The sequence below is a fragment of the Microbacterium sp. NPDC055599 genome (assembly GCF_053618975.1).
The window spans coordinates 193,654-215,515 of record NZ_JBSHIM010000008.1 but is presented as its reverse complement, the minus strand read 5'-3'; the positions used below and the strand labels follow the sequence as shown (position 1 = coordinate 215,515).

The window sequence follows — 21,862 nt, the reverse complement described above, 5'->3', positions numbered from 1 at the left end:
CATTCCGAACCCGGAAGCTAAGCCTCACAGCGCCGATGGTACTGCAGGGGGGACCCTGTGGGAGAGTAGGACACCGCCGGACTCCTTTTAGTCAAGAAGGCCACCCAATTGCTGGGTGGCCTTCTTGCGTTAACGGGCCGCGCCGCCTTGCGTTAACGGGCCGCGCCGCCGAACCTGCGCGCGCAGGGCACGGCCTCAACGCGTCGTGCGGGCCTCGAGAAGCGCTGCAGCCTCGCGGACCTCCGTGGCCAGTGCTGCGTCGCGGCCGTCCTGCGGTGCGTCACGGCTGTCGCCGGCCCAGGTGACCGCCACCGCAGCGACAGGCCATCCTGTGCGATCCGCGACGACGGCACCGACGGACCGCAGGCCGTCCGCGACCTCGCCGTCCTCCGTGGCGTACCCGCGCTCCCTCACCTGCCGCAGCAGCTCACGCAGCTCCGACGGCCGACGAGGACCGCGACCCGTCCGGTCCGGAAACGCCGAGGGCCCGGGATACAGCGCCCTGATCTGTTCACGGGGCAGCGCGGCGAGCATGGCGCGGCCCGTCGCCGTGAGATGAGCGGGGAGGCGCACGCCGACATCGGTGACCAGGGCCGGGCGTCGGGCCGCACGTTCTTCCACGATGTACAGCACGTCACTGCCGCTCATCACGGCGAGGTGCGCACTCTCTCCCAGGCGGTCGGAGAGCGCCGCGACGATCGGCCGGCCGAGACGGGCGAGCGGTTGCTGACGGGCATACCCGCCCGCGAGCTCGAACGCGGCGGTGCCGAGCGCCCACCGCTGGTCGTCGCGAAGGTGGATCACGAAGCCCCGGGCGGCCAGCGTGTTCAGCAGGTGATAGACGGTGGACCGCGGAAGCCCGAGCTCCCGCGCGATCGCCGACGCCGCGACCGGCGCCGGACGGGTGGCCAGGTGGCTCAGGATCCGCAGCGTCTGGTCGGCGGCCGGCACGCTCGTACCGGCCACGGCGCGCTCGCTGCTGTCTGGGATCACAGACACAGGATCTCACGAAGACACCGCGCGACGGGGCCGTCGGGTGTGGAATCGGATCCATGAGCTCTTCCACCCCCGTCGTCGTCGGTCGCGGTCCCGTGTCTCTCGCGAATGTCGTCCGCGTGGCTCGTCACGGAGCACCCGTCGTCGTTCCCGCCGATGCCCTGGAGCGGGTGGCCGAGACCCGTCGTGTGATCGACGGGCTCGCGTCGGATCCGCACCCGCACTACGGAGTGTCGACCGGCTTCGGCGCGCTGGCCACGACGTTCATCGCGCCCGAGCGTCGTCTGCAGCTGCAGGCGAGTCTGATCCGCTCGCACGCCGCCGGTACCGGTCCGGAGGTCGAGCGCGAGGTGGTCCGCGGACTGCAGCTGCTGCGCCTGCAGACCCTCGCCTCCGGTCGCACCGGGGTGCGGCCCGCGGTGGTGGAGACGTACGCGGCGCTCCTCAACGCCGGCATCACACCGGTCGTGCGCGAGTACGGCTCCCTCGGCTGCTCCGGCGATCTGGCGCCCCTCGCCCACATCGCGCTCGCGACCATGGGGGAGGGGGACGTGCGCGACGCGCAGGGCACTCTCGTCCCCGCCGCCGACGCCCTGGCTGCCGCGGCGATCGCTCCGCTGACACTGGTCGAGAAGGAAGGCCTCGCGCTGATCAACGGCACGGACGGCATGCTCGGCATGCTGGCGCTGGCCCTGCACGACCTCGACACACTTCTTCTCACGGCTGACGTGGCCGCGGCGATGTCCATCGAATCGCAGCTCGGTACCGACGCCGTCTTCGCTGCGGACCTGATGGCGCTGCGTCCGCAGGCAGGACAGTCGATCTCGGCGGCACACCTTCGCGCGCTGCTCGCCGATTCGCCCATGGTGGCCAGCCACAAGGGGCCGGAAGACGGACGTGTGCAGGACGCCTACTCCCTCCGGTGCTCTCCGCAGGTGCACGGGGCCGCCCGGGACACGGTCGCGCACGCCGAGACGATCGCGCTGCGTGAGCTCTCCAGCGTGATCGACAACCCGGTCATCACCCTCGACGGCCGCATCGAGTCCAACGGCAACTTCCACGGCGCACCCGTCGCCGCCGTGCTGGACTTCCTGGCCATCTCGGTCGCCGACGTCGCCTCGGTGTCGGAGCGCCGCACCGATCGCGCGCTCGACCCCGCGCGCAGCCACGGACTGCCGCCCTTCCTGGCCGCGGAGGTGGGAGTGGACTCGGGCCTCATGATCGCCCAGTACGCCGCGGCGGGCATCGTCTCCGAGCTCAAGCGCCTGGCCGTGCCCGCCTCGGTCGACTCGATCCCGTCGTCGGCGATGCAGGAGGACCACGTCTCGATGGGCTGGGCGGCCGCCCGCAAGCTGCGCCGTGCGATCGATGGACTGTCGCGCGTGCTCGCGATCGAGATCCTCACGGCTGCGCGAGCCCTCGATCTGCGCGCGCCCCTCGAGGCCGGAGCCGCGACCGGCGCCGTCCGCGACCTCGTGCGGACCGTCGCCGCCGGTCCGGGCCCCGACCACTACCTCTCGCCGGACATGGAAGCCGTGACCGCACTCGTCCAGTCGGGCCAGGTCGCCCGCATCGCAAAGGAGCACATGCATGAGTGACACCGTCGAACCAAAGAGCCGCACCGTCCGCGCACCGCGAGGGAACACCCGCACCGCCAAGAGCTGGGGCGCGGAAGCCGCCAAGCGCATGCTCATGAACAACCTCGACCCCGAGGTCGCCGAGCACCCCGAAGAGCTCGTGGTCTACGGCGGGACGGGCCGCGCGGCGCGCAGCTGGGCCGCATACGAGGCGATCGTCCGCACGCTCGACGAGATCGAGCCCGACGAGACGCTGCTCGTGCAGTCGGGCAAGCCGGTCGGCGTGTTCCGCACGCACGAGTGGGCGCCCCGCGTGCTCATCGCGAACTCGAACCTCGTGGGCGACTGGGCCACGTGGCCCGAGTTCCGTCGGCTGGAGGAGCTCGGGCTCACCATGTACGGGCAGATGACCGCGGGGTCGTGGATCTACATCGGCACGCAGGGGATCCTGCAGGGGACGTATGAGACGTTCGCGGCCGTCGCCCGCTCGCTCGGACGCGATTCTTTGCGCGGCACTCTCACGCTGACCGCCGGCGCCGGGGGCATGGGGGGCGCGCAGCCCCTCGCCGTGACGCTGAACGAGGGGGCCGTGCTGATCGTCGACGTGGACGAGACTCGGCTTGCGCGTCGCGTCGAACACGGCTACCTCGACGAGTACACGCACGACCTCGACGCCGCCGTCGCCCGAGCGGTCGCCGCGAAGGACGCGGGACAGGCGCGCTCCGTGGGCGTGGTCGGCAACGCCGCCGAGATCTTCCCCGAGCTGCGGCGCCGCGGAGTGCCCATCGACATCGTGACGGATCAGACCAGCGCGCATGACCCGCTCGCCTACCTGCCCGTCGGCGTATCCGTGGCGGACTGGCGAGCCGAAGCCGCGCGGGACCCGGAGGAGTTCACCCGACGGTCGCGGGCGTCGATGGCGGCGCACGTCGAGGCGATGGTCGGGTTCCTCGACGACGGGGCGGCCGTGTTCGACTACGGCAACTCCCTCCGCGCGGAAGCCGAGCTGGGCGGATTCGACCGCGCGTTCGCGTTCCCCGGCTTCGTACCCGCCTACATCCGTCCCCAGTTCGAGGAGGGTCGAGGGCCCTTCCGCTGGGTTGCGCTCTCCGGCGACCCCGCCGACATCGCGAAGACCGACCGCGCGATCGCCGAGCTGTTCCCGCAGGACACCGCCCTCCGTCGCTGGCTGGACAAGGCCGGGTCCTCCGTGCAGTTCGAGGGCCTCCCGGCACGCATCTGCTGGCTCGGCTACCAGGAACGGCACCTCGCCGGGCTGAAGTTCAACGAGATGGTGGCCTCGGGGGAGCTGTCCGCGCCGATCGTGATCGGTCGTGATCACCTCGACGCCGGGTCGGTGGCGTCGCCGTACCGCGAGACCGAGGCGATGAAGGACGGCTCAGACGCGATCGCCGACTGGCCGCTGCTCAACGCGCTGCTCAACACGGCCTCGGGCGCCTCTTGGGTGTCGCTCCACCACGGCGGCGGCGTCGGCATCGGGCGCTCGATCCACGCGGGCCAGGTGACCGTCGCGGACGGCACGGACCTCGCGGCCGAGAAGCTCGCGCGAGTGCTGACGAACGACCCGGGGACGGGCGTGATGCGGCACGTGGACGCCGGGTACGAGCACGCCCGCGAGGTGGCGCGCGAGCGCGGCCTGACGATCCCGATGCTCTGACCCGCCCGGACCCAGGAGACCGCATGCCCACGCTCATCACCCGCATCGGCGAACTCACCACGAACGTCGTGAGCGACCGCGATCCCTGCGGTACCGCCGTCGACGCAGCTGTGCTCCTCGACGAGGGGCGCGTCGTCTGGACGGGCCCCGCTGGCGATGCCGCGGCGCGCACCGCCGGGCTGGCAGACCTCGAGGTCGTGGACGCTGCCGGACGTGCCGTGATCCCCGGGTTCGTCGACAGCCACAGCCACCTCGTGTTCGCGGGCGACCGCGCCGCCGAGTTCGAGGCCCGCATGGCGGGGCGCCCGTACACCGCCGGAGGCATCCGCTCCACCGTGGCCGCGACCAGGGCGGCGACGGACGCCGAGCTGCGGCTGCGGCTGCGGCGGTTCCGCGACGAGATGCTCGCGCAGGGCACCACGACCGTCGAGATCAAGAGCGGGTATGGGCTGAGCGTCGAGGACGAGGAACGGCTCGTGCGGCTCGCCGCCGAGATCACGCCCGAGGTCACGTTCCTCGGAGCGCACGTCGTGCCACCGGAGTACGCGGATCGCGCCGACGAGTACGTGGACCTAGTGGCGGGTCCCATGCTCGACGCCTGTGCGCCGCACTCCCGGTGGATCGACGTGTTCTGTGAGACCGGCGCCTTCACCACCGCGCAGTCGCGGCGCGTGCTGGAAGCCGGCATCGCCCGGGGACTGGGCGCGCGGGTGCACGCCAGCCAGCTCGGCCCCGGCGCGGGGGTGCAGCTCGCCGTCGAGCTCGGCGCCGCGTCGATCGACCACGGCACCTACCTGACCGATGCGGACGTGGCGGCGCTCGCCGGATCCGACACCGTGCTCACCCTGCTGCCCGGGGTGGAGTTCTCGACGCGTCAGCCGTACCCGGACGCGCGACGACTGCTCGATGCGGGGGTGACCGTGGCGCTCGCGTGCGACACCAACCCGGGGTCGAGCTTCACCTCGTCGATGCCGTTCTGCATCGCCGTGGCCGTGCGCGATATGGGCATGACCCCGGCGGAAGCGGTGTGGGCGGCCACGGCCGGCGGCGCCCGCGCCCTGCGCAGAGACGACATCGGCACGCTCGCACCGGGTGCACGCGCGGACCTGGTGCTGTTGGAGGCGCCGAGCCGCGTGCACCTGGCCTACCGCCCCGGCGTCCCGCTCGTGCACCGGGTGTGGAAGGACGGCGTCGAGGTCGGCTGACCGCCCGCGCTCCGGCTCAGGAGCGGACAGCGTCCGCCGCGGACACCCTCGCCGGCCTCGCCGGCACGATCCTCATCGCCGCAGCGCGAGCCCGGTCAGCAACTCCAGCACGCACAGGGCAGCGAGTCGCACCGTCCGAGCGTCGGCGGCATCGGCGGTCGCGTCGACCTCGGCGATGTCGGCGCTCACGACGCGGGGATCCGACGCCACGGCACGCGTGAGGGCGCGGAGCTCCCACGCCTGCAGCCCACCGGGGACGCTCGCCGGACAGCCGGGAGCGACGGCGCGGTCGCACACGTCCACGTCGACGTCGAGGTGCACGCGCGGGTCGGCGCCCGCCCCCGCGACCTCCAGCGCCTCGGTCACCACGTCGGCGGCACCCCGCCGCCGCAGTTCGTCGAGCGTGATCACCCGGATGCCCCACTCGGCCGCGCGTCGGGCGTAGGCGACCGAGTTCGCGAAGTCCGCGATCCCGATCTGCACGACCCTGGTGGGGTCGAGCCGCGTCGTCGGCAGGAGCGACGCCACCGGGGTGTCCTCGACCAGGCGCCGCACCGGGCTGCCGTTGGACACGCCGTCGCGGAGGTCGAAGTGCGCGTCGAACGTGATGAGCCCCGTGGCCCGCGCACCGAGAGCGACCGGGTACGTGAGGGAGTTGTCTCCGCCGAGGGCGACCACGAGCTCCGCCGCCTCCGAGAGCTCTCGCACGCGGGCGATCACCTCCGCCTCCCCCGCGGGCCCGTCCGGCTCGGCGATGTCACCGGCGTCGGTGATGCGCAGCAGCTCGTTCAGGTCGCGGGGCGGCGGACCCATCAGCGCGGTGCCGTAGCGGGGAAGGGCCTCGCGGATCGCGGCGGGCGTGGCGTGCGCTCCGGTGGGCGACAGCGAGGTGCGCCAGGTCGGCACGCCCAGCAGCACGGCGTCGGCCGCGGCATCGAACGCGGGCCAGGATCCGGCGCGGGGCCAGAGCGGGTCGTGGGACAGTGCCATGTCAGACTCCCGGGATCAGGGCGTGCGCGAGCGTGAAGATCGCCAGGCCCGCGAGCGCGCCCACCACGGTGCCGTTCAGGCGGATGTACTGCAGGTCCCTGCCCACCATCAGCTCGATCTTCTCGGTGGTCTCGGCGGGGTCCCAGCGCTCCACGGTGTCGGTGATGATCGAGGCGATGTCGTGACGGTAGCGCTCGACCAGGAAGACCGCGGCGTCGGACACCCAGGTGTCGACGCGACGCTGCAGAGCGGCGTCCGTGGTGAGCCGCTCGCCCACCTCCTGCAGCGCCTGCACCGCCCGGCTCCGCAGCCCGCTCTCCGGATCGGCGAGAGAGGTGAGCAGTCCGTTCTTCGCGGTGTTCCAGGCCTCGGCGGCCAGCGCTCCCACCCGGGGGCTGTCGAACAGCGACGCCTTCGCGCTCTCGAGCTTCGCGCGGGTCGCCGGGTCGTTCTGCAGGGCGTCGGCCAGCCGGGCCAGATAGCCGTCGACGGCCAGGCGTGCCGGGTGGTGCGGATCGGCCTGCACGGCGCGCACGAACTTGAGGGCCTCGTTGTACACCGTGTCGTCGACGAACCGATGCGCGAGCTTCGGAACCCAGCCGGGGAGGCGTCGCGACACGAGCCCGGTGAACGAGGTGGCGTTGGCCTCCAGCCAGCGCTCGATGCTGTCGGCCGCCAGGTCGACGGCGCCGTGGTGCGCCTCGGACTCGACGATCTTCTCCAGCCAGGCCCCGGCGGGCGGACCCCACTCCGGCGCCACCAGGTGCTCACGGGCGAGATCCGTGAGCAGGTCACGGACGTCGTCGTCGCTCAGGGCGTTGAGCACCGCCGTCGCGATCGTCGCGCCCTCCGCGGCGACGCGTTCCGCATGGGGCTCCTCCCGCAGCCACTCGCCGGCGCGGCGCGCGATCGCGGTGGTCGACAGCTTCGTGCGCACCACGTCGGCGGCCAGGAAGTTCGTCTCCACGAACTCGCCGAGCGTACGGCCGATCTCGTCCTTGCGGTTGGGGATGATCGCCGTGTGCGGGATGGGCAGCCCCACGGGGCGACGGAACAGCGCCGTGACCGCGAACCAGTCCGCGAGAGCACCGACCATGCCGCCCTCGGCCGCCGCGCGCACGTAGGAGAGCCAGCCGATGCGTTCCTGGAACGCGAAGGCGATGACGAACGCGAGGGCCATGAACAGCAGGGCGCCGAGGGCGACGGCCTTCATCCGCCGCAGCGCTCGCCGCCGTTCCTGATCGGCGAGGGAGAGCAGCGTCGTGGGTGTTCGCGGCATGACGTCATCCTTTCACGGGGCGAGTACCCTCGATACGTGATCGAAGACATCAAGAAGCGCGCCCTGCATCGCACGAGCATCCTCGAGGGTCAGATGCGCGGCGTCGCGCGGATGATCGAGAACGAGGAGTACTGCATGGACATCATCACGCAGTCCCGGGCGATCCAGCGCTCCCTCGAGTCTCTCAACCGCTTGCTGCTCGAGAACCACCTGCGCACGCACGTGACCCACATGTTCGAGGAGGGCGGCGAGGAGCGCGACAAGGCCGTCCTGGAACTGCTCAAGGCGTTCGACTTCGACTCCAAGTAGCCCCGCCGGCCGCCCGGCTCCTCAGCCGGCGGCCACCTCGTCCGCCACGGCCAGTGCCTCGTCGATCACCCGCAGCCCGCGCCGCAGCTCCTCCTCCTCGATCACCAGCGGCGGCGCGACGTGCACGCGGTTGAAGTGCGTGAACGGCCAGACCCCTGCGCGTCGAGCGGCCGCAGCGAACGCGACCATGGGCGCAGCGTCGGCACCCGCGGCGTTGAACGGCACCAACGGCTCCCCGGTCTCCGCATCCCGCACGAGCTCGACCGCCCAGAACAGCCCGCGCCCCCGCACCTCGCCCACGGACGGGTGCCGTTCGACCCAGGAGCGCAGGGTCGGCTCGACGACGCGCTCGCCGAGGTCGCGGACGCGCTCCAGGATCCCGTCCCGGCGGAACACCTCGAACGTCGCGACGCCGGCCGCGCACGCCAGCGGATGCCCGGAGTACGTGAGCCCGCCCGCGAACGGCATCGTGTCGAACGCGCGGGCGATGCGGTCGGAGATCACGACACCGCCGAGGGGCACGTAGCCCGAGTTCACGCCCTTCGCGAAGGTGAGGAGGTCGGGCTGCGCGCCGAACGCGTCGATGCCGAACCACTCGCCCAGGCGTCCGAACCCCACCATCACCTCGTCGGCGATGTAGACGATGCCGTAGCGGTCGCACAGCTCGCGCACCCCCGGGAGGTAGCCGGGCGGCGGCACCAGCACGCCGTTCGTGCCGACGACCGTCTCGATGATGATCGCCGCGATCGTCTGCGGTCCCTCGAGCTGGATGGTCTGCTCCAGGTGGGCGAGGGCGCGCTCGGCCTCCTGCTCCGGCGTCTCGGCGTGGAACGGGGAGCGGTACAGGTACGGGCCGAAGAAGCGCACGGCTCCCGCGTCGGCGGTGTCGTTCGCCCAGCGGCGGGGGTCGCCGGTGAGCGAGATCGCGGTCGAGGTGGAGCCGTGGTAGCTGCGGTACATCGACAGCACCTTGCGGCGCCCGGTGGACTGGCGTGCCATGCGCACCGCGTACTCGTTCGCCTCGGCGCCGCCGTTGGTGAAGAACACCTTCTCGAAGCCGTCGGGCGCCACCTCGGAGATCAGCCGGGCGAGCTCGCCGCGGACGTCGTTGGCCATGGCCGGCTGGATGGTCGAGAGCCGCCCCGCCTGCTGTTGGATGGCGGCCACGAGGTCGGGGTGCTGGTGACCGAGGTTCAGATTGACCAGCTGGCTGGAGAAGTCGAGGTAGGCGTTGCCGTCGTAGTCCCAGAACGTGGAGCCGTGCCCCGCGGCGACGGGCAGCGGATCGATCGCCGCCTGCGCGCTCCAGGAGTGGAAGACGTGCGAGCGGTCGTCGGAACGCACGCGCGCGTCGGCCGCCGCATCGGGCAGGGGAAGGGTGGCGCCGTGCCGATCGGTGTAGGTGGTCATGGGTCGTGCCCTCCGGTCGCGGTGGTCAGTGGTTGCTCGGAAAGCCCAGGTCGATCTGGGAGGGGGTGTGGTCGGGCCAGCGAGTCGTGACGACCTTCGAGCGGGTGTAGAAGTGGATGGACTCGGGACCGTAGATGTGGGAGTCGCCGAACAGCGAGTCCTTCCATCCGCCGAACGAGTACGCGCCGATCGGTACAGGGATCGGCACGTTCACCCCCACCATGCCGACCTCGACGTCGAACTCGTACTGGCGGGCGGTGCCGCCGTCGCGCGTGAAGATCGCGGTGCCGTTGCCGTAGGCGTTGGCGTTCACGAGGGCGACCGCGTCGGCGTAGGTGTCCACACGGACGACCGACAGCACCGGGCCGAAGATCTCCTGGTCGTACGCGGCCATGCCGGGACGCACATGGTCGAGCAGGCTCACGCCGAGGAAGAACCCGTCGGAGTCGAACTCCTGCCGCGTGCCGTCGACGACGACCGTCGCGCCCTCCGCCGGTGCGCCGTGCACGTACGAGGCGACCGCGTCACGGTGCTCGCGCGTGATGAGCGGCCCCATGTCGCTCGCGGCGTCGGTGCCGGGGCCGATCCGGAGTCCGCCGATGCGTGCGGCGACCGCGGCCACCAGGTCGTCGGCCACGTCGCCGACCGCGACCAGCACCGACACCGCCATGCAGCGTTCACCCGCGGAGCCGTAGGCGGCGGACACGGCCGCGTCGGCCGCGGCGTCGAGGTCGGCATCGGGCATCACGACCATGTGGTTCTTCGCGCCGCCGAGCGCCTGCACCCGCTTGCCCGCGGCCGACGCCCGCCGGTAGATCGAGCGCGCGATGGGTGTCGAGCCGACGAAGCTCACCGCATCCACGCGGGGCGAGTCGAGCAGGGTCTCGACGGCCTCCCGGTCGCCGTGCACGACGTTGAGCACGCCGTCGGGGAGCCCGGCCTCCCGGAACAGCTTCGCGAGCCAGACCGCCGCGGAGGGGTCCTTCTCGCTGGGCTTGAGCACGACCGTGTTGCCGCACGCGATCGCTGACGCGACCATCCACAGCGGCACCATGACCGGGAAGTTGAACGGGGTGATGGCCGCCACGACACCGACCGGCTGCTTGACGGAGTGCACGTCCACGCCGCGCGCGACCTGTTCGCTGCGCTCGCCCTTGAGCAGGTGCACGAGCCCGGCGGCGAACTCGACGTTCTCGATGCCGCGCGACACCTCGCCCGCCGCATCGGAGAGCACCTTGCCGTGCTCGGACGTCACGATCGCCGCGAGCTCGGACGTGCGGTCGGCGAGCAGCTGCCGCAACCGGAAGAACACGTCGGCGCGCTTGATCAGGCTGGTGGCCCGCCACGCGGGGAGCGCCGCGGCCGCGGCGGTGACGGCGGCCTCGACCTCCGTGGCGTCGGCGAGCGCCACCTGCTTCGTGATCCGGCCCGTCGCGGGGTCGTACACGGGGGCGGTGCGGCGTGCCGCCGCGGTCTCGCTGCCGTCGATGATGTGTCGGACGATGTCCACGGTTCCTCCGCTGGGTGATGCGCGTGACCGGACACTCTGACCGGCGCTCGCTACGCTGGGTGCGAGTCCATGGTCACAGAGCCGGCAGGAGATGCGGAGTGTCAGAACGTCGGGAGTTCTCCCCGTCCGAGACAGATCGTCCGGAGCGACACGGATCGCCGCTGCTGCGCGTGGCGGACGTGGTCGCGCTCCCCGTGGTGCAGGACGGTGCGCCGCGCGTGCTCGTGGGCGGGGCGGCGCTGGACGCGGGCGTGCGCTGGGTGCACGCATCCGACAGTGCCGGGGTCGCGCGGTTGCTCGACGGGGGAGAGCTGCTGCTGACCACGGCGGCCGCCTGGCCGCGCGACGCCCGCTCGCTGCGCGCGCTCGTGCGCGAGCTGGCCGCGGTCGGCGTCTCCGGGGTCGTGGTGGAGCTCGGCGACCGGATGCCGCGCGTGCCGGACGCCGTGGTCGAGGCGTGCGCGGAGGCGTCGCTCGCCCTGGTCGCGCTGGCCGGAGAGGTCAAGTTCGTCACCGTGACGGAGGCCGTGCACCGCGCACTGATCGACGCGCAGACGGCCGCCCTGCGCGAACGCCAGCGACTGCACGAGCTGTTCACGGCCCTCAGCCTGCGGGGAGCCCCGGCGGACGTGATCGTGACCGAGACGGCCCGCGCGCTCGACGCGCCGGTCGTGCTGGAGAACCTGGCGGGAGAGGTGATCGCCACCGAAGCGCTGTCCCGTCCGGTCGCCGAGGTGCTCGCGCTGGCCGCCGACGGGGCGTCCGAGCGGGTACCCGTGCAGGCGAGGGGTGTGCGCTGGGGGTCGCTCACGGCACTCGTGGGGCCCCCGCACCCGGCCGGTCGGCTCACGGTCCTGGAGCTGGGGGCCACCGCGCTCGCGTTCGGATGCCTCGCCGACGGAGCGGCGGAGTGGACGGTGCTCGCGCATCGCACGCTGATCGACGACCTGCTGGGGTCGCGGTTCGCGCGCGTCGACGATGTCGCGGCACGGCTCGCCCGACTGGGGTTCGACGTGGGCGGGCGTCCGGCGTGCGGCGTGGTCGTGCGCACGACCGAGGCGGCGGACCGTATCCGAGCCCGCGCGACCGCGGAAGGGGTGGCCGCGCTCGCCGCCCGACGCGACGACGCGGTCGTGCTCCTCGTCGTCCCACCAGCCGGAGGTCTGAGCGACGCCGCCGCGCGCCGCATCGCCGGCCCCGCGGTCGCGGTGATCATCGGTCAGCCGGCCGACGATGTGCCCGGCCTCCTCGCGTCCACCAGGGCTGCACTGGAACTCGCCGCCCGGGCCCCGGAGGACGCCGCCGACACCGTGCGCCGCGTGGCCGACCGTCCGCTGGCGCAGCTGGTGGCGGCGCTCGGCGATGACCGCCGACTGCAAGAGCACGGCGAACGCATGCTCGCGCCGCTGATCCGCCACGACCGGGAGCGCCGCGGGGATCTGCTCGACGTGCTCGCCGCGCTCGTCGCCCACCCGGGGAACCGGTCGGCGGCCGCGACGGCGAGCCACCTGTCCCGCTCCGTGTTCTACCAGCGCCTCGCCGTCATCGCGGACCTGCTCGCCGTCGACCTCGACGACGGCGAGGTGCTGGCGGCGCTGCACATCGCGCTGCTGGCGCGGCCCCGCGGAGCCCGAGAACGTTCCTGACGCCGCACGGCGTGGCTCAGAGCACCGCCTGCGCCCGCGTGAGCACGTCCCGCAGGATCTGCGTGATCTCGCGGAACTCCGCGGGTCCGACGGTCAGCGGCGGGGCGAGCTGGATGACCGGGTCGCCGCGGTCGTCCGCCCGGCAGTACAGCCCGGCCTCGAACAGTGCGGGCGAGAGGAAGCCGCGCAGCAACCGCTCCGACTCCTCCTCGTCGAACGTCTCCCGCGTGGCGGTGTCCTTGACCAGCTCGATGCCGAAGAAGTACCCGTCGCCGCGCACGTCTCCCACGAGCGGGAGGTCGAGCAGTGTCTCCAGCTCCGCGCGGAACACCGGCGAGTTCTCCCGCACGTGCGCGTTGAGCCCTTCCTCGTCGAAGATCGCGAGGTTCTCCAGGGCCACCGCGGCCGACACGGGGTGGCCGCCGAACGTGTAGCCGTGCGGGAAGGAGACATCGCCCTGCGCGAACGGCTCGTACACGCGGTCGCTCACGATCGTGGCGCCGATGGGGGAGTAGCCGCTGGTCATGCCCTTGGCGCACGTGATCATGTCGGGCACATACCCCAGCCCCGTGCAGGCGAAGGTGTGCCCGAGCCGTCCGAACGCGCAGATCACCTCGTCTGACACCAACAGGACGTCGTGCCGGTCGCAGATCTCGCGCACGCGGGCGAAGTAGCCGGGCGGCGGGGGGAAGCAGCCGCCCGAGTTCTGCACCGGCTCGAGGAACGCGGCCGCGACGGTGTCCGCACCCTCGAACAGGATCATCTCCTCGATGCGGTCGGCGGCCCAGCGCCCGAACGCCTCGAGGTCGTCGGCGGGCGCGCCCATCTCGGCCGCGCGATAGAAGTTGGTGTTGGGCACGCGGAACCCGCCGGGTGTGACCGGCTCGAACATCGCCTTCATGGCGGGGATCCCCGTGATCGCGAGGGCCCCCTGCGGGGTGCCGTGATACGCGACGGCACGCGAGATCACCTTGTGCTTGGCGGGCTTCCCCTGCAGCTTCCAGTAGTGCTTCGCGAGCTTGAAGGCCGTCTCCACCGCCTCGCCGCCGCCCGTGGAGAAGAACACGCGGTTGAGGTCGCCGGGTGCCTCGTCCGCCAGCCGGTCCGCGAGCTCGATCGCCGCGGGGTGCGCGTACGACCACAGCGGGAAGAACGCCAACTCGGACGCCTGCGCCGCCGCGGCCTCGGCGAGCCGGCGCCTGCCGTGTCCCGCGTTCACCACGAACAGTCCCGCCAGACCGTCGATGTACTCCCGGCCCTCGACGTCCCAGATGCGGTGCCCGTCGCCCCGGACGATGATCGGCACGCCGGAGTCCGCCATGGTCGACTGGCGGGTGAAGTGCATCCAGAGGTGATCCTTCGCCATGGACTGCAGCGCGGACGCGGACGGCACGGAGCGCGAGGTCATCGGGTCCCCCAGTTGTAGAGCTGCTTCTGCAGCTTCGCGTAGATGAACGTCTCGGTCGACAGCACGCCGTCGATCGGACGGATCACGTCGTTCACGAGGGCCAGCAGGTGGTCGTCGTCTTCGCACACGACCTCGACGATCACGTCGAATGAGCCCACCGTGATGACGACGTAGTCGACGGCGTCGATCTCCGCGATCGCCTCCGCCACGTGCCGGGCGTCCCCGGCCACACGGATGCCGATCATCGCCTGGCGGTGGAAGCCGAGCTGCATCGGATCGGTGACCGCGACGATCTGCATCACGCCGGTCTCGGTGAGCCGCTGCACGCGCTGGCGGACCGCTGCCTCGCTGAGGCCCACCACGCGGCCGATGTCGGAGTAGGAGCGACGCCCGTCGTCCTGCAGCAGCTCGATGATGGTCTTGGAGATCGCGTCGAGGGCGGAGTTCTTCTTCGCCGGTGCCATGCTGCGATCCTGGCACTGGCGGCGGTCATGGACAACCGGATCCGTCGAATCTGAGTGGCCGACCTGCACGATCCGTGCGTTCGGTCAGGCCTCCACGGGTCCGAGCCAGGCGCTCGCCGCGGTCGCGTGCGCCGACTCGGGGTCGGACGGATGGAACATCCCGGCGAGGACATCGCGGTACAGCCGGGAGAGCTCGTTCCCGGAGAAGTAGGACCCGCCGCCCGCCACCAGCATCGCCTCGTCGACCACGCTCTTGGCCATCGTCACGGCACGGTGCTTGAGGCCGGACAGGGCGGGGAACCAGCGCGGCCCGTGGTCGACGCGCTCGTCCACGTCGCGCGCGAGCGCGGCGATCTGGGGCGGCAGCGCGTCGTACGCGATCGCCATGTCGGCGATGCGCCAACGGATGTCGGGGTCCTGGCTGTACGCGGCGCCGCTCTTCTTGGAGCGACGGGTCTGCGCCGTCGCGACCGCCAGCTCCAGTGCGCGGCGGGCGATGCCGGTGTACACCGAGGCGAGCAGGATCTCGAACACGGAGAAGATGCCGAAGACGATGGGGTCGGCGCTCGGGCCCTGGTCGATCCGCCGGACCACGTGCGCGGCGTCGGCGACGGCGCCGTCGAGCCGCGTCGTCCTGCTCTGCGTGCCGCGCATGCCGAGCGTGTCCCAGTCGTCCGAGGTGGTGACGGCGTCGGTCCGCTCGACGAACGCGAACACGAGCTTCGGGGCGTCCGCGCTGGTGGTGTCCAGGCCGTGCAGTCCGAGCCTGGTCCAGACGGGCGCGAGCGAGGTGAAGATCTTGGTGCCCGTGAACGCGTAGCCCCCGTCGGCGTCGGGCACCGCGGCCGTGTCGCTGCCGAACAGCACGAGGTCGTTGCCGCCCTCGCTGATGCCGAACGCGAACACCTCGCCGGCGACCGCGCCGTCCTGCACGAACTCGAGCCCGGGAACACCCCGGTCGGAGAAGACCTTCGCGACCCCGGTCCACACCAGGTGCATGTTGATCGCGAGGGCCGTGGCGGGGGCCGCGCCCGCAAGACGCTGCTGCAGGATCGCGGCCTCGGCGAGCCCGAGTCCTGCGCCGCCGCGCTCGACCGGGACCAGGATCGACAGGTAGCCGGCGTCGCGGAGTTCGTCGAGGTCCTGCTGCGGGAACGTGTTCTCGCGGTCGTGGATCGGCGCGCGTTCGCGGATGCGCGCGAGGAGGTCGTCCGGGAGGTAGCGGGTCGGGTCGAACGCGGTCATGCGAGTGCCTCCAGGAGCTGTCGGATCGCTTCCTCCGGGCGGTCGCGATGAAGGGAGTGCCCCGCGCCCGCCACGACCGACATCGTGATCCGCGGGTTGCCGGCGAGCACCTCGGCGGCGAGGTCGCCCGCGAAGATGCTGTACACGGCGGGATCGGCGCCGATGACATGGGTGGGGACGGTGAGACGGGCGGCGTGCGCGCGTACGTCCCACGGCTGGTTCTGCGCGCTGGTCTGCTCCACGGCCCAGGCGCTCGCGCGCCGCACGGCGTCGATCTTCAGCTCGTGATCCTGCGGGTGCCAGTGCGGGTGCTCCTCCCGGACGACCTCGATCCGGTTGTCGGCGAACGCCCGTTCCTGACTGCGCCGCACGATGCCCGCGTCGCGTCCGTCGACGTGGAGGGCGGGGTCGATCAGCACGAGGCGTCGCGTCCAGTCCGGCGAGCCGGCGGCGGCGACCGTCGCGGCCGCGCCGCCCAGCGAGTGGCCGACGACCGCGTCCCACGGTCCTCCGCCGTCGGATGCCGTCGCCGCGAGGTCGGCGGCGTACGCGTCGACGGTGTAGTCGAGGGAGCGGGGGGCGTCACCGTGCCCGCGCAGGTCGACGGCGGTCGCGGCCGCTCCGGTCGCCGCGATGGCATCGCCCAGGCGCCACATGAGGGCGCCCGACGAGCCGAGTCCGTGCACGAGGAGAATGCGGCGCGCGGCTGCGGGATCGCCCCACGACCGTCGGGGCAGGGTGAGGGGTGCGGGCATGGCACCAGCCTACGACCGCGGCCGCGGCACAGGTCGGCCCGGCGGGGCTCAGCCGACGCGGGTCAGCGGGGGCAGGTCGGCCGCGATCCGCAGGACCCGGGCGGCGGCGGCGTGCCCGGCGGCCAGGCGTGCGGCGAGGTCCTCGCCCTCGAGCGTCGCCGCGAGGAAGCCGGAGGCGAACGCGTCGCCGGCTCCCACCGGCTCGACCACGTCCACCGTGGGGGCCGGGACGAACACGGGCTCGGCGTCGTGCGTGAACGCGGTCGCGCCCACGTCGCCGTCCTTCACCACGAGCAGCGCGCAGTGGGGGAGGTGCGCCCGGATCGCGGCCGGTGTCGCGGTGCCCCAGATGCGCTCCGCCTCGTCGCGGCCGACGAAGGCGATGTCGGCGGCGTCCGCGAGTCGCGCGAGCGTCGAGGCCGCGTCCTCCGGGCTCCACAGGGCGCGGCGGTCGTTCACGTCGAACGACACGGTGGCTCCCGCGGCGCGGGCGTCGGCGTACAGGGCATCGACCATCGCAAGGCAGGTAGCGGAGAGCGCCGGGGTGATGCCGGTGGTGTGCACGATGCGCACGCCGTCGAGCCGGGCGGCGTCGAGGAAACCGGGAGCCATGTGGGAGGCCGCGGATCCGCGCCGGTAGTAGTAGACCGCGGATGACTCGACACCGGGATCCTTGAACATGACCCCGGTCGGCGCGTCCCCGTCGCGCTCGACCCACAGCTCGACCCCGCGACGCTCGAGCTCGCCGGCGAGACGGTCGCCCAGCGGGTCGTCGCCGAGGCGCGAGGCCCAGGCGGCGCGGTGCCCGGCCGCCGCGACGCCGACGGCCACGTTGGCCTCCGCGCCGGCATGGGTGAGGGTCGCGGTGTCGGCGTCCGCGAGCGGTGCGCCGGTGGGGGTGATCAGGGCCATCGACTCGCCGACGCAGACGATCTCGGGCGCGGGGGAGGGGACGGGGAGGCTCATGAGGGGGTGACCGCCAGGGGTTCGGTGTCGGGATGCGGGCTCGCGTCGCGGTGACGCAGGTCGGGGAAGGCGCGGACGAAGACGATGGAGACCAGGAGGCCGACGCCGGCGAAGATCGTGGCGGCGAGGTAGGCGCCGCGCCAGTCGCCGACGTCGACGAGGAAGCCCGCGACGGCGGACCCCGCGGCGGCGCCGATCAGCTGCCCGGTTCCCGCCCAGCCGAAGGCCTCGGCTGTCTCGCTGAACTTGACGCTCGCGGTCGTGATGGCGAACAGGACCGCGAGCGCGGGGGCGATGCCGATGCCCGCCAGGATCAGGGTGCCCCCGAGCCAGAAGGCGTTGAGCATGACCATGGTGAGCGCGAGCCCGACCGTGACGATGAGGAGCCGTCGGGCCATGGCCCACGGGCCGATCGGGATGTGGCCGAACGCGAGGCCTCCGGCCAGGCTGCCCGCCGAGAACACCGCGAGGATGAGGCCCGCCGCGAGGCTGCCGTGCTCGAATGTCGCGACGACGCCGACCTCCACGGCCGAGCAGGCGCCGATCAGGAGGAAGCCGATCACGGTGGCCAGCAGCACGGGGGGCTTGAGCACGACCGTGCCGAGCGCGTTGCGGCTGCGCGGGATGCGCACGCGCCCCACCTCGGGGGAGAGGATGAACCACGCGCCGCCGCCCACGAGCACGATCGCGACCAGCAGCAGCCCTTCGGTCGTGCCGATCTGGGTGGAGACCAGGGTGATGACGACGGGGGCGAGCACCCAGATGATCTCCTGCAGCGAGGCGTCGAGCGAGAAGAGCGGGGTGAGCTGACGGGCGTTGACGAGCTTGGGGTAGATCGTGCGCACAGCGGCCTGCACGGGAGGGGTGGAGAGCCCGGCGACCATGCCGAGCGCCATGTATCCCGGCACCGAGAGCGGGAGGACGGCCAGGCCGAGCACGGCGAGCACGCACACCGTCAGGGTGAGGGTGAGCACGCGACGCATGCCCCACGCGCCCATCCAGCGGCTGGTGATCGGCCCGGCGACGGCCTGCCCGACGCTGGTCGCGGCGAGCACGAGACCGGCCGATCCGTAGGAGCCGGTCTGCTGTTCGACGTGCAGCAGGATCGCCAAAGACATCATCCCGTTGGGGAACCGCGCGGTGAGCTGGGCGGCGATCATGCGCCCGACTCCCGGCGTGCGAAGGAGATCCCGATAGCCCGCCACCCGACAACGGTACCGGCCCGCGAGGGGGCTGCGGAGACGGCGTCGGGGACGACACGCCGCGACACGCCCGCGACACGCCGAAGAGCGAATTCCACAGGCATTCGGATGTCCGAGGCCCGGCGTACGGTGCCCCCTGTGGATGGATCTCTCCCAGCGTCTTCCCAGCCGCGATTTCACGCGGTTCGGGAGGGCGGCGAGCGCACCTCCGCCTGTGGAAGAAACGGTGGAGAACCTGTGTTGTATCAGTGGAGAGCGGTGGAAAAACTACACGGATGTAACTACTACCCCTTGTGGTCACTCCGAATGTCCGCACCCATATGTAGTATTGAGATCCCGGCGGGGGCCTGCCGGAGAAACCAGAGATTCGAGGGGAATCAGATGTCGATCACGGTCTACACCAAGCCTTCCTGCGTTCAGTGCAACGCCACCTACCGCGCCCTCGACGCCAAGGGCATCGAGTACGAGATCCACGACCTGTCGGAGGACCCGACGGCCCTGGAGCAGGTCAAGGCGCTCGGCTACATGCAGGCGCCGGTCGTCGTCACCGACGAGGACCACTGGTCGGGCTTCCGTCCCGACAAGATCGACGAGCTCGCCTCCCGCCTGGCGTGATCGGCCATGAGCGCCGTCGCGACCGCAGCGCCGCTCCTGGTCTACTTCTCGAGCGTGTCGGGTAACACCGCGCGCTTCATCGAGAAACTCGGGTTCCCCGCCCGACGCATCCCCCTTCACCGCACGGACGAAGACCTCGTCGTTGACGAGCCCTTCGTGCTGGTCACCCCCACCTACGGTGGGGGTGCGGGGCGCGGCGTCGAGAAGGGCGCGGTGCCCAAACAGGTGATCCGGTTCCTCAACGACGAGCGCAATCGGCGCCACATCCGCGGAGTGATCTCCGCGGGCAACACCAACTTCGGCGACGCGTTCTGCCTCGCCGGCGACATCATCAGCCGCAAGTGCCACGTGCCTCACTTGTATCGGCTCGAGATCTTCGGCACACAGGACGACGTGGATCGCGTGAGCGACGGATTGGAACGACGGTGGGAACTTCAGTGACCGAGACGGTGGCCTTCAAGGTGAACCCCGCATACGAGGGGCTCGACTATCACGCCCTCAACGCGATGCTCAACCTGTACGACGCGAACGGCAAGATCCAGTTCGACGCCGACAAGCGCGCCGCGCGGGAGTACTTCCTGCAGCACGTGAACCAGAACACCGTCTTCTTCCATTCGCTCCGTGAGCGCCTGGACTACCTCGTGGAGAAGGAGTACTACGAGGGTGCGGTCATCGAGAAGTACTCGTTCGACTTCGTGCAGAAGCTCAACGACCTGGCCTACTCCAAGAAGTTCCGCTTCGAGACGTTCCTCGGCGCGTTCAAGTACTACACGAGCTACACGCTCAAGACGTTCGACGGCAAGCGCTACCTGGAGCGCTTCGAGGACCGCGTCGTGATGACGGCCCTCGCCCTGGCCGACGGCGACGAGAAGCTCGCGGTCAACCTGGTCGAGGAGATCATCTCCGGTCGCTTCCAGCCGGCCACCCCCACGTTCCTCAACGCGGGCAAGGCGCAGCGCGGCGAACTCGTCAGCTGCTTCCTGCTGCGCATCGAAGACAACATGGAGTCGATCGCCCGCGGCATCAACTCCGCGCTGCAGCTCTCGAAGCGCGGCGGCGGCGTCGCCCTGCTCCTGTCGAACATCCGCGAGGCCGGTGCGCCGATCAAGCAGATCGAGAACCAGTCGTCCGGCATCATCCCCGTCATGAAGCTGCTCGAAGACAGCTTCAGCTACGCCAACCAGCTCGGCGCGCGTCAGGGCGCCGGCGCGGTGTACCTCAACGCGCACCACCCCGACATCATGCGGTTCCTCGACACCAAGCGCGAGAACGCCGACGAGAAGATCCGCATCAAGACGCTGTCGCTCGGCGTGGTCGTGCCCGACATCACGTTCGAGCTCGCCAAGAACGACGAGGACATGTACCTGTTCTCGCCGTACGACGTCGAGAAGGTCTACGGCGTGCCGTTCGGCGACATCTCGGTCACCGAGAAGTACCGCGAGATGGTCGACGACCCGCGCATCAAGAAGACGAAGATCAACGCCCGCGAGTTCTTCCAGACCGTCGCCGAGATCCAGTTCGAGTCCGGCTACCCGTACGTCATGTTCGAGGACACGGTCAACAAGGCCAACCCCATCAAGGGGCGCATCAACATGTCCAACCTGTGCAGCGAGATCCTGCAGGTGAACACGCCGACCACGTACAACGACGACCTGTCGTACGACAGCATCGGCAAGGACATCTCGTGCAACCTCGGCTCGATGAACATCGCGCTGTCGATGGACGCCGACGACCTCGGCCAGACGGTCGAGACCGCGATCCGCGCGCTCACCGCGGTCAGCGACCAGAGTCACATCGGCTCGGTGCGCTCGATCGAAGACGGCAACGACCGCTCCCACGCGATCGGCCTCGGCCAGATGAACCTGCACGGGTACCTCGCCCGCGAGCACGTGTTCTACGGTTCGGAGGAGGGCATCGACTTCACGAACATCTACTTCTACACGGTGCTGTTCCACGCGCTGCGCGCCTCGAACAACCTCGCCATCGAGCGCGGAACCACGTTCGACGGGTTCGCGGACTCGACCTACGCGTCGGGGGAGTTCTTCGACAAGTACATCGAGCGCGCGTGGGTTCCCGAGACCGAGAAGGTCAAGGAGCTCTTCGCCGGCAAGCACATCCCGACGCAGGAGGACTGGGCCGCGCTGAAGGCGTCGATCCAGGAGCACGGTATCTACAACCAGAACCTGCAGGCCGTGCCGCCCACGGGCTCGATCTCCTACATCAACAACTCCACGTCGTCGATCCACCCGATCGCGTCGAAGATCGAGATCCGCAAGGAGGGCAAGCTCGGTCGCGTGTACTACCCGGCGGCGTTCATGACGAACGACAACCTGGAGTACTACCAGGACGCGTACGAGATCGGCTACGAGAAGGTCATCGACACGTACGCCGCGGCCACGCAGCACGTCGACCAGGGTCTGTCGCTGACGCTGTTCTTCAAGGACACCGCCACCACGCGTGACATCAACAAGGCGCAGATCTACGCGTGGCGCAAGGGCATCAAGACGATCTACTACATCCGCCTGCGTCAGCTGGCGCTCGAGGGCACCGACATGACCGAGTGCGTCTCCTGCATGCTCTGACCGGCCTCCGCACCCCAAGGAACAA

General features: G+C 71.1%; 19 protein-coding genes and 1 rRNA gene. 9 read left to right on the top strand and 11 right to left on the bottom strand.

Annotated elements, in window-relative coordinates; translation table 11 throughout:
• Positions 1-82 (top strand): 5S ribosomal RNA (rrf, locus tag ACWGQ1_RS10155); the annotation flags it as partial.
• A gap of 113 nt (positions 83-195) precedes the next feature.
• Here the strand turns inward: rrf and ACWGQ1_RS10150 are convergent.
• Entirely contained in the window at positions 196-999 is an 804-nt protein-coding gene (locus ACWGQ1_RS10150) for an IclR family transcriptional regulator (protein ID WP_240745304.1), read from the bottom strand.
• A 53-nt stretch (positions 1,000-1,052) separates the two neighbouring features.
• Between ACWGQ1_RS10150 and hutH the strand changes: the two genes are divergently transcribed.
• Genes hutH through hutI form a run of 3 tightly spaced genes read left to right on the top strand, consistent with a single transcriptional unit; the run spans position 1,053 to position 5,456 of the window.
• The gene (gene hutH / locus ACWGQ1_RS10145) at positions 1,053-2,594 is read left to right on the top strand and encodes a histidine ammonia-lyase (RefSeq protein WP_136035670.1); all 1,542 of its coding nucleotides are present in this window, start codon (positions 1,053-1,055) and stop codon (positions 2,592-2,594) included.
• Complete coding sequence (hutU, locus tag ACWGQ1_RS10140) at positions 2,587-4,251, top strand: urocanate hydratase (RefSeq protein ID WP_136035668.1); 1,665 nt, start codon at positions 2,587-2,589, stop codon at positions 4,249-4,251. The genes hutH and hutU overlap by 8 nt, the downstream gene beginning before the upstream one ends.
• A 23-nt stretch (positions 4,252-4,274) precedes the next feature.
• A complete protein-coding gene (gene hutI, locus ACWGQ1_RS10135; protein WP_136035667.1) occupies positions 4,275-5,456 on the top strand; it encodes an imidazolonepropionase in 1,182 nt (393 codons plus the stop codon).
• A 72-nt stretch (positions 5,457-5,528) separates the two neighbouring features.
• Here hutI and ACWGQ1_RS10130 read toward each other — a convergent pair whose 3' ends face one another.
• Both ACWGQ1_RS10130 and ACWGQ1_RS10125 read right to left on the bottom strand, forming a co-directional pair.
• Entirely contained in the window at positions 5,529-6,446 is a 918-nt protein-coding gene (locus tag ACWGQ1_RS10130; protein ID WP_452312894.1) for an arginase family protein, read from the bottom strand.
• A gap of 1 nt (position 6,447) precedes the next feature.
• Complete coding sequence (locus ACWGQ1_RS10125) at positions 6,448-7,725, bottom strand: DUF445 family protein (protein ID WP_452312893.1); 1,278 nt, start codon at positions 7,723-7,725, stop codon at positions 6,448-6,450.
• Positions 7,726-7,761: 36 nt separating this feature from the next.
• Between ACWGQ1_RS10125 and ACWGQ1_RS10120 the strand changes: the two genes are divergently transcribed.
• Positions 7,762-8,034, top strand: a complete 273-nt coding sequence (locus ACWGQ1_RS10120; protein WP_045255889.1) for a metal-sensitive transcriptional regulator — start codon at positions 7,762-7,764, stop codon at positions 8,032-8,034.
• Positions 8,035-8,055: 21 nt separating this feature from the next.
• Here the strand turns inward: ACWGQ1_RS10120 and ACWGQ1_RS10115 are convergent, their stop codons facing one another.
• Positions 8,056-9,444 carry an aminotransferase class III-fold pyridoxal phosphate-dependent enzyme gene (locus ACWGQ1_RS10115; protein WP_452312892.1) on the bottom strand — a complete coding sequence of 463 codons (1,389 nt, stop codon included), beginning with the start codon at positions 9,442-9,444 and terminating at the stop codon, positions 8,056-8,058.
• Between the two features lie 25 nt (positions 9,445-9,469).
• The gene (locus ACWGQ1_RS10110) at positions 9,470-10,954 is read right to left on the bottom strand and encodes a CoA-acylating methylmalonate-semialdehyde dehydrogenase (protein WP_452312891.1); all 1,485 of its coding nucleotides are present in this window, start codon (positions 10,952-10,954) and stop codon (positions 9,470-9,472) included.
• A gap of 98 nt (positions 10,955-11,052) precedes the next feature.
• Here ACWGQ1_RS10110 and ACWGQ1_RS10105 point away from each other — a divergent pair, with 98 nt between their 5' ends.
• Positions 11,053-12,600, top strand: coding sequence for a PucR family transcriptional regulator ligand-binding domain-containing protein (locus ACWGQ1_RS10105; protein ID WP_452312890.1), 1,548 nt, complete (start codon positions 11,053-11,055; stop codon positions 12,598-12,600).
• A 16-nt stretch (positions 12,601-12,616) separates the two neighbouring features.
• Here the strand turns inward: ACWGQ1_RS10105 and ACWGQ1_RS10100 are convergent, their stop codons facing one another.
• The 6 genes from ACWGQ1_RS10100 to ACWGQ1_RS10075 form a co-directional block, all read right to left on the bottom strand.
• Positions 12,617-14,008: an aspartate aminotransferase family protein gene (locus ACWGQ1_RS10100; protein ID WP_452312889.1), complete on the bottom strand. Its 1,392-nt coding sequence runs from the start codon at positions 14,006-14,008 to the stop codon at positions 12,617-12,619.
• The gene (locus ACWGQ1_RS10095; protein ID WP_136031144.1) at positions 14,005-14,472 is read right to left on the bottom strand and encodes an Lrp/AsnC family transcriptional regulator; all 468 of its coding nucleotides are present in this window, start codon (positions 14,470-14,472) and stop codon (positions 14,005-14,007) included. The genes ACWGQ1_RS10100 and ACWGQ1_RS10095 overlap by 4 nt, the downstream gene beginning before the upstream one ends.
• An 84-nt stretch (positions 14,473-14,556) precedes the next feature.
• Positions 14,557-15,717, bottom strand: a complete 1,161-nt coding sequence (locus tag ACWGQ1_RS10090; protein ID WP_136035754.1) for an acyl-CoA dehydrogenase family protein — start codon at positions 15,715-15,717, stop codon at positions 14,557-14,559.
• Positions 15,714-16,472: an alpha/beta fold hydrolase gene (locus ACWGQ1_RS10085; protein WP_136031140.1), complete on the bottom strand. Its 759-nt coding sequence runs from the start codon at positions 16,470-16,472 to the stop codon at positions 15,714-15,716. The genes ACWGQ1_RS10090 and ACWGQ1_RS10085 overlap by 4 nt, the downstream gene beginning before the upstream one ends.
• A gap of 48 nt (positions 16,473-16,520) precedes the next feature.
• Positions 16,521-17,438 carry a PfkB family carbohydrate kinase gene (locus ACWGQ1_RS10080; RefSeq protein WP_452312888.1) on the bottom strand — a complete coding sequence of 306 codons (918 nt, stop codon included), beginning with the start codon at positions 17,436-17,438 and terminating at the stop codon, positions 16,521-16,523.
• Entirely contained in the window at positions 17,435-18,598 is a 1,164-nt protein-coding gene (locus tag ACWGQ1_RS10075; protein ID WP_136045880.1) for an MFS transporter, read from the bottom strand. Before ACWGQ1_RS10075 ends, ACWGQ1_RS10080 begins: the two co-directional genes overlap by 4 nt.
• A 423-nt stretch (positions 18,599-19,021) precedes the next feature.
• Here ACWGQ1_RS10075 and nrdH point away from each other — a divergent pair, with 423 nt between their 5' ends.
• From nrdH to nrdE, 3 genes are read left to right on the top strand one after another with little or no spacing between them, the layout of a single operon-like run.
• Positions 19,022-19,255: a glutaredoxin-like protein NrdH gene (gene nrdH, locus ACWGQ1_RS10070; RefSeq protein ID WP_017202656.1), complete on the top strand. Its 234-nt coding sequence runs from the start codon at positions 19,022-19,024 to the stop codon at positions 19,253-19,255.
• Positions 19,256-19,261: 6 nt separating this feature from the next.
• Complete coding sequence (gene nrdI, locus ACWGQ1_RS10065; protein ID WP_136031133.1) at positions 19,262-19,696, top strand: class Ib ribonucleoside-diphosphate reductase assembly flavoprotein NrdI; 435 nt, start codon at positions 19,262-19,264, stop codon at positions 19,694-19,696.
• On the top strand, positions 19,693-21,837 hold the full coding sequence (gene nrdE, locus ACWGQ1_RS10060; RefSeq protein WP_136037132.1) for a class 1b ribonucleoside-diphosphate reductase subunit alpha: 2,145 nt from the start codon (positions 19,693-19,695) through the stop codon (positions 21,835-21,837). Before nrdI ends, nrdE begins: the two co-directional genes overlap by 4 nt.
• Positions 21,838-21,862: the final 25 nt, after the last annotated feature.

Bases quoted from the DNA above. Each gene is read 5' to 3' on its own strand.
- hutH (WP_136035670.1), top strand. From the start codon at position 1,053: ATGAGCTCTTCCACCCCCGTCGTCGTCGGTCGCGGTCCCGTGTCTCTC.
- hutU (WP_136035668.1), top strand. From the start codon at position 2,587: ATGAGTGACACCGTCGAACCAAAGAGCCGCACCGTCCGCGCACCGCGA.
- hutI (WP_136035667.1), top strand. From the start codon at position 4,275: ATGCCCACGCTCATCACCCGCATCGGCGAACTCACCACGAACGTCGTG.
- ACWGQ1_RS10130 (WP_452312894.1), bottom strand. From the start codon at position 6,446: ATGGCACTGTCCCACGACCCGCTCTGGCCCCGCGCCGGATCCTGGCCC.
- ACWGQ1_RS10125 (WP_452312893.1), bottom strand. From the start codon at position 7,725: ATGCCGCGAACACCCACGACGCTGCTCTCCCTCGCCGATCAGGAACGG.
- ACWGQ1_RS10115 (WP_452312892.1), bottom strand. From the start codon at position 9,444: ATGACCACCTACACCGATCGGCACGGCGCCACCCTTCCCCTGCCCGAT.
- ACWGQ1_RS10100 (WP_452312889.1), bottom strand. From the start codon at position 14,008: ATGACCTCGCGCTCCGTGCCGTCCGCGTCCGCGCTGCAGTCCATGGCG.
- ACWGQ1_RS10095 (WP_136031144.1), bottom strand. From the start codon at position 14,472: ATGGCACCGGCGAAGAAGAACTCCGCCCTCGACGCGATCTCCAAGACC.
- ACWGQ1_RS10090 (WP_136035754.1), bottom strand. From the start codon at position 15,717: ATGACCGCGTTCGACCCGACCCGCTACCTCCCGGACGACCTCCTCGCG.
- ACWGQ1_RS10085 (WP_136031140.1), bottom strand. From the start codon at position 16,472: ATGCCCGCACCCCTCACCCTGCCCCGACGGTCGTGGGGCGATCCCGCA.
- ACWGQ1_RS10080 (WP_452312888.1), bottom strand. From the start codon at position 17,438: ATGAGCCTCCCCGTCCCCTCCCCCGCGCCCGAGATCGTCTGCGTCGGC.
- ACWGQ1_RS10075 (WP_136045880.1), bottom strand. From the start codon at position 18,598: ATGATCGCCGCCCAGCTCACCGCGCGGTTCCCCAACGGGATGATGTCT.
- nrdH (WP_017202656.1), top strand. From the start codon at position 19,022: ATGTCGATCACGGTCTACACCAAGCCTTCCTGCGTTCAGTGCAACGCC.
- nrdI (WP_136031133.1), top strand. From the start codon at position 19,262: ATGAGCGCCGTCGCGACCGCAGCGCCGCTCCTGGTCTACTTCTCGAGC.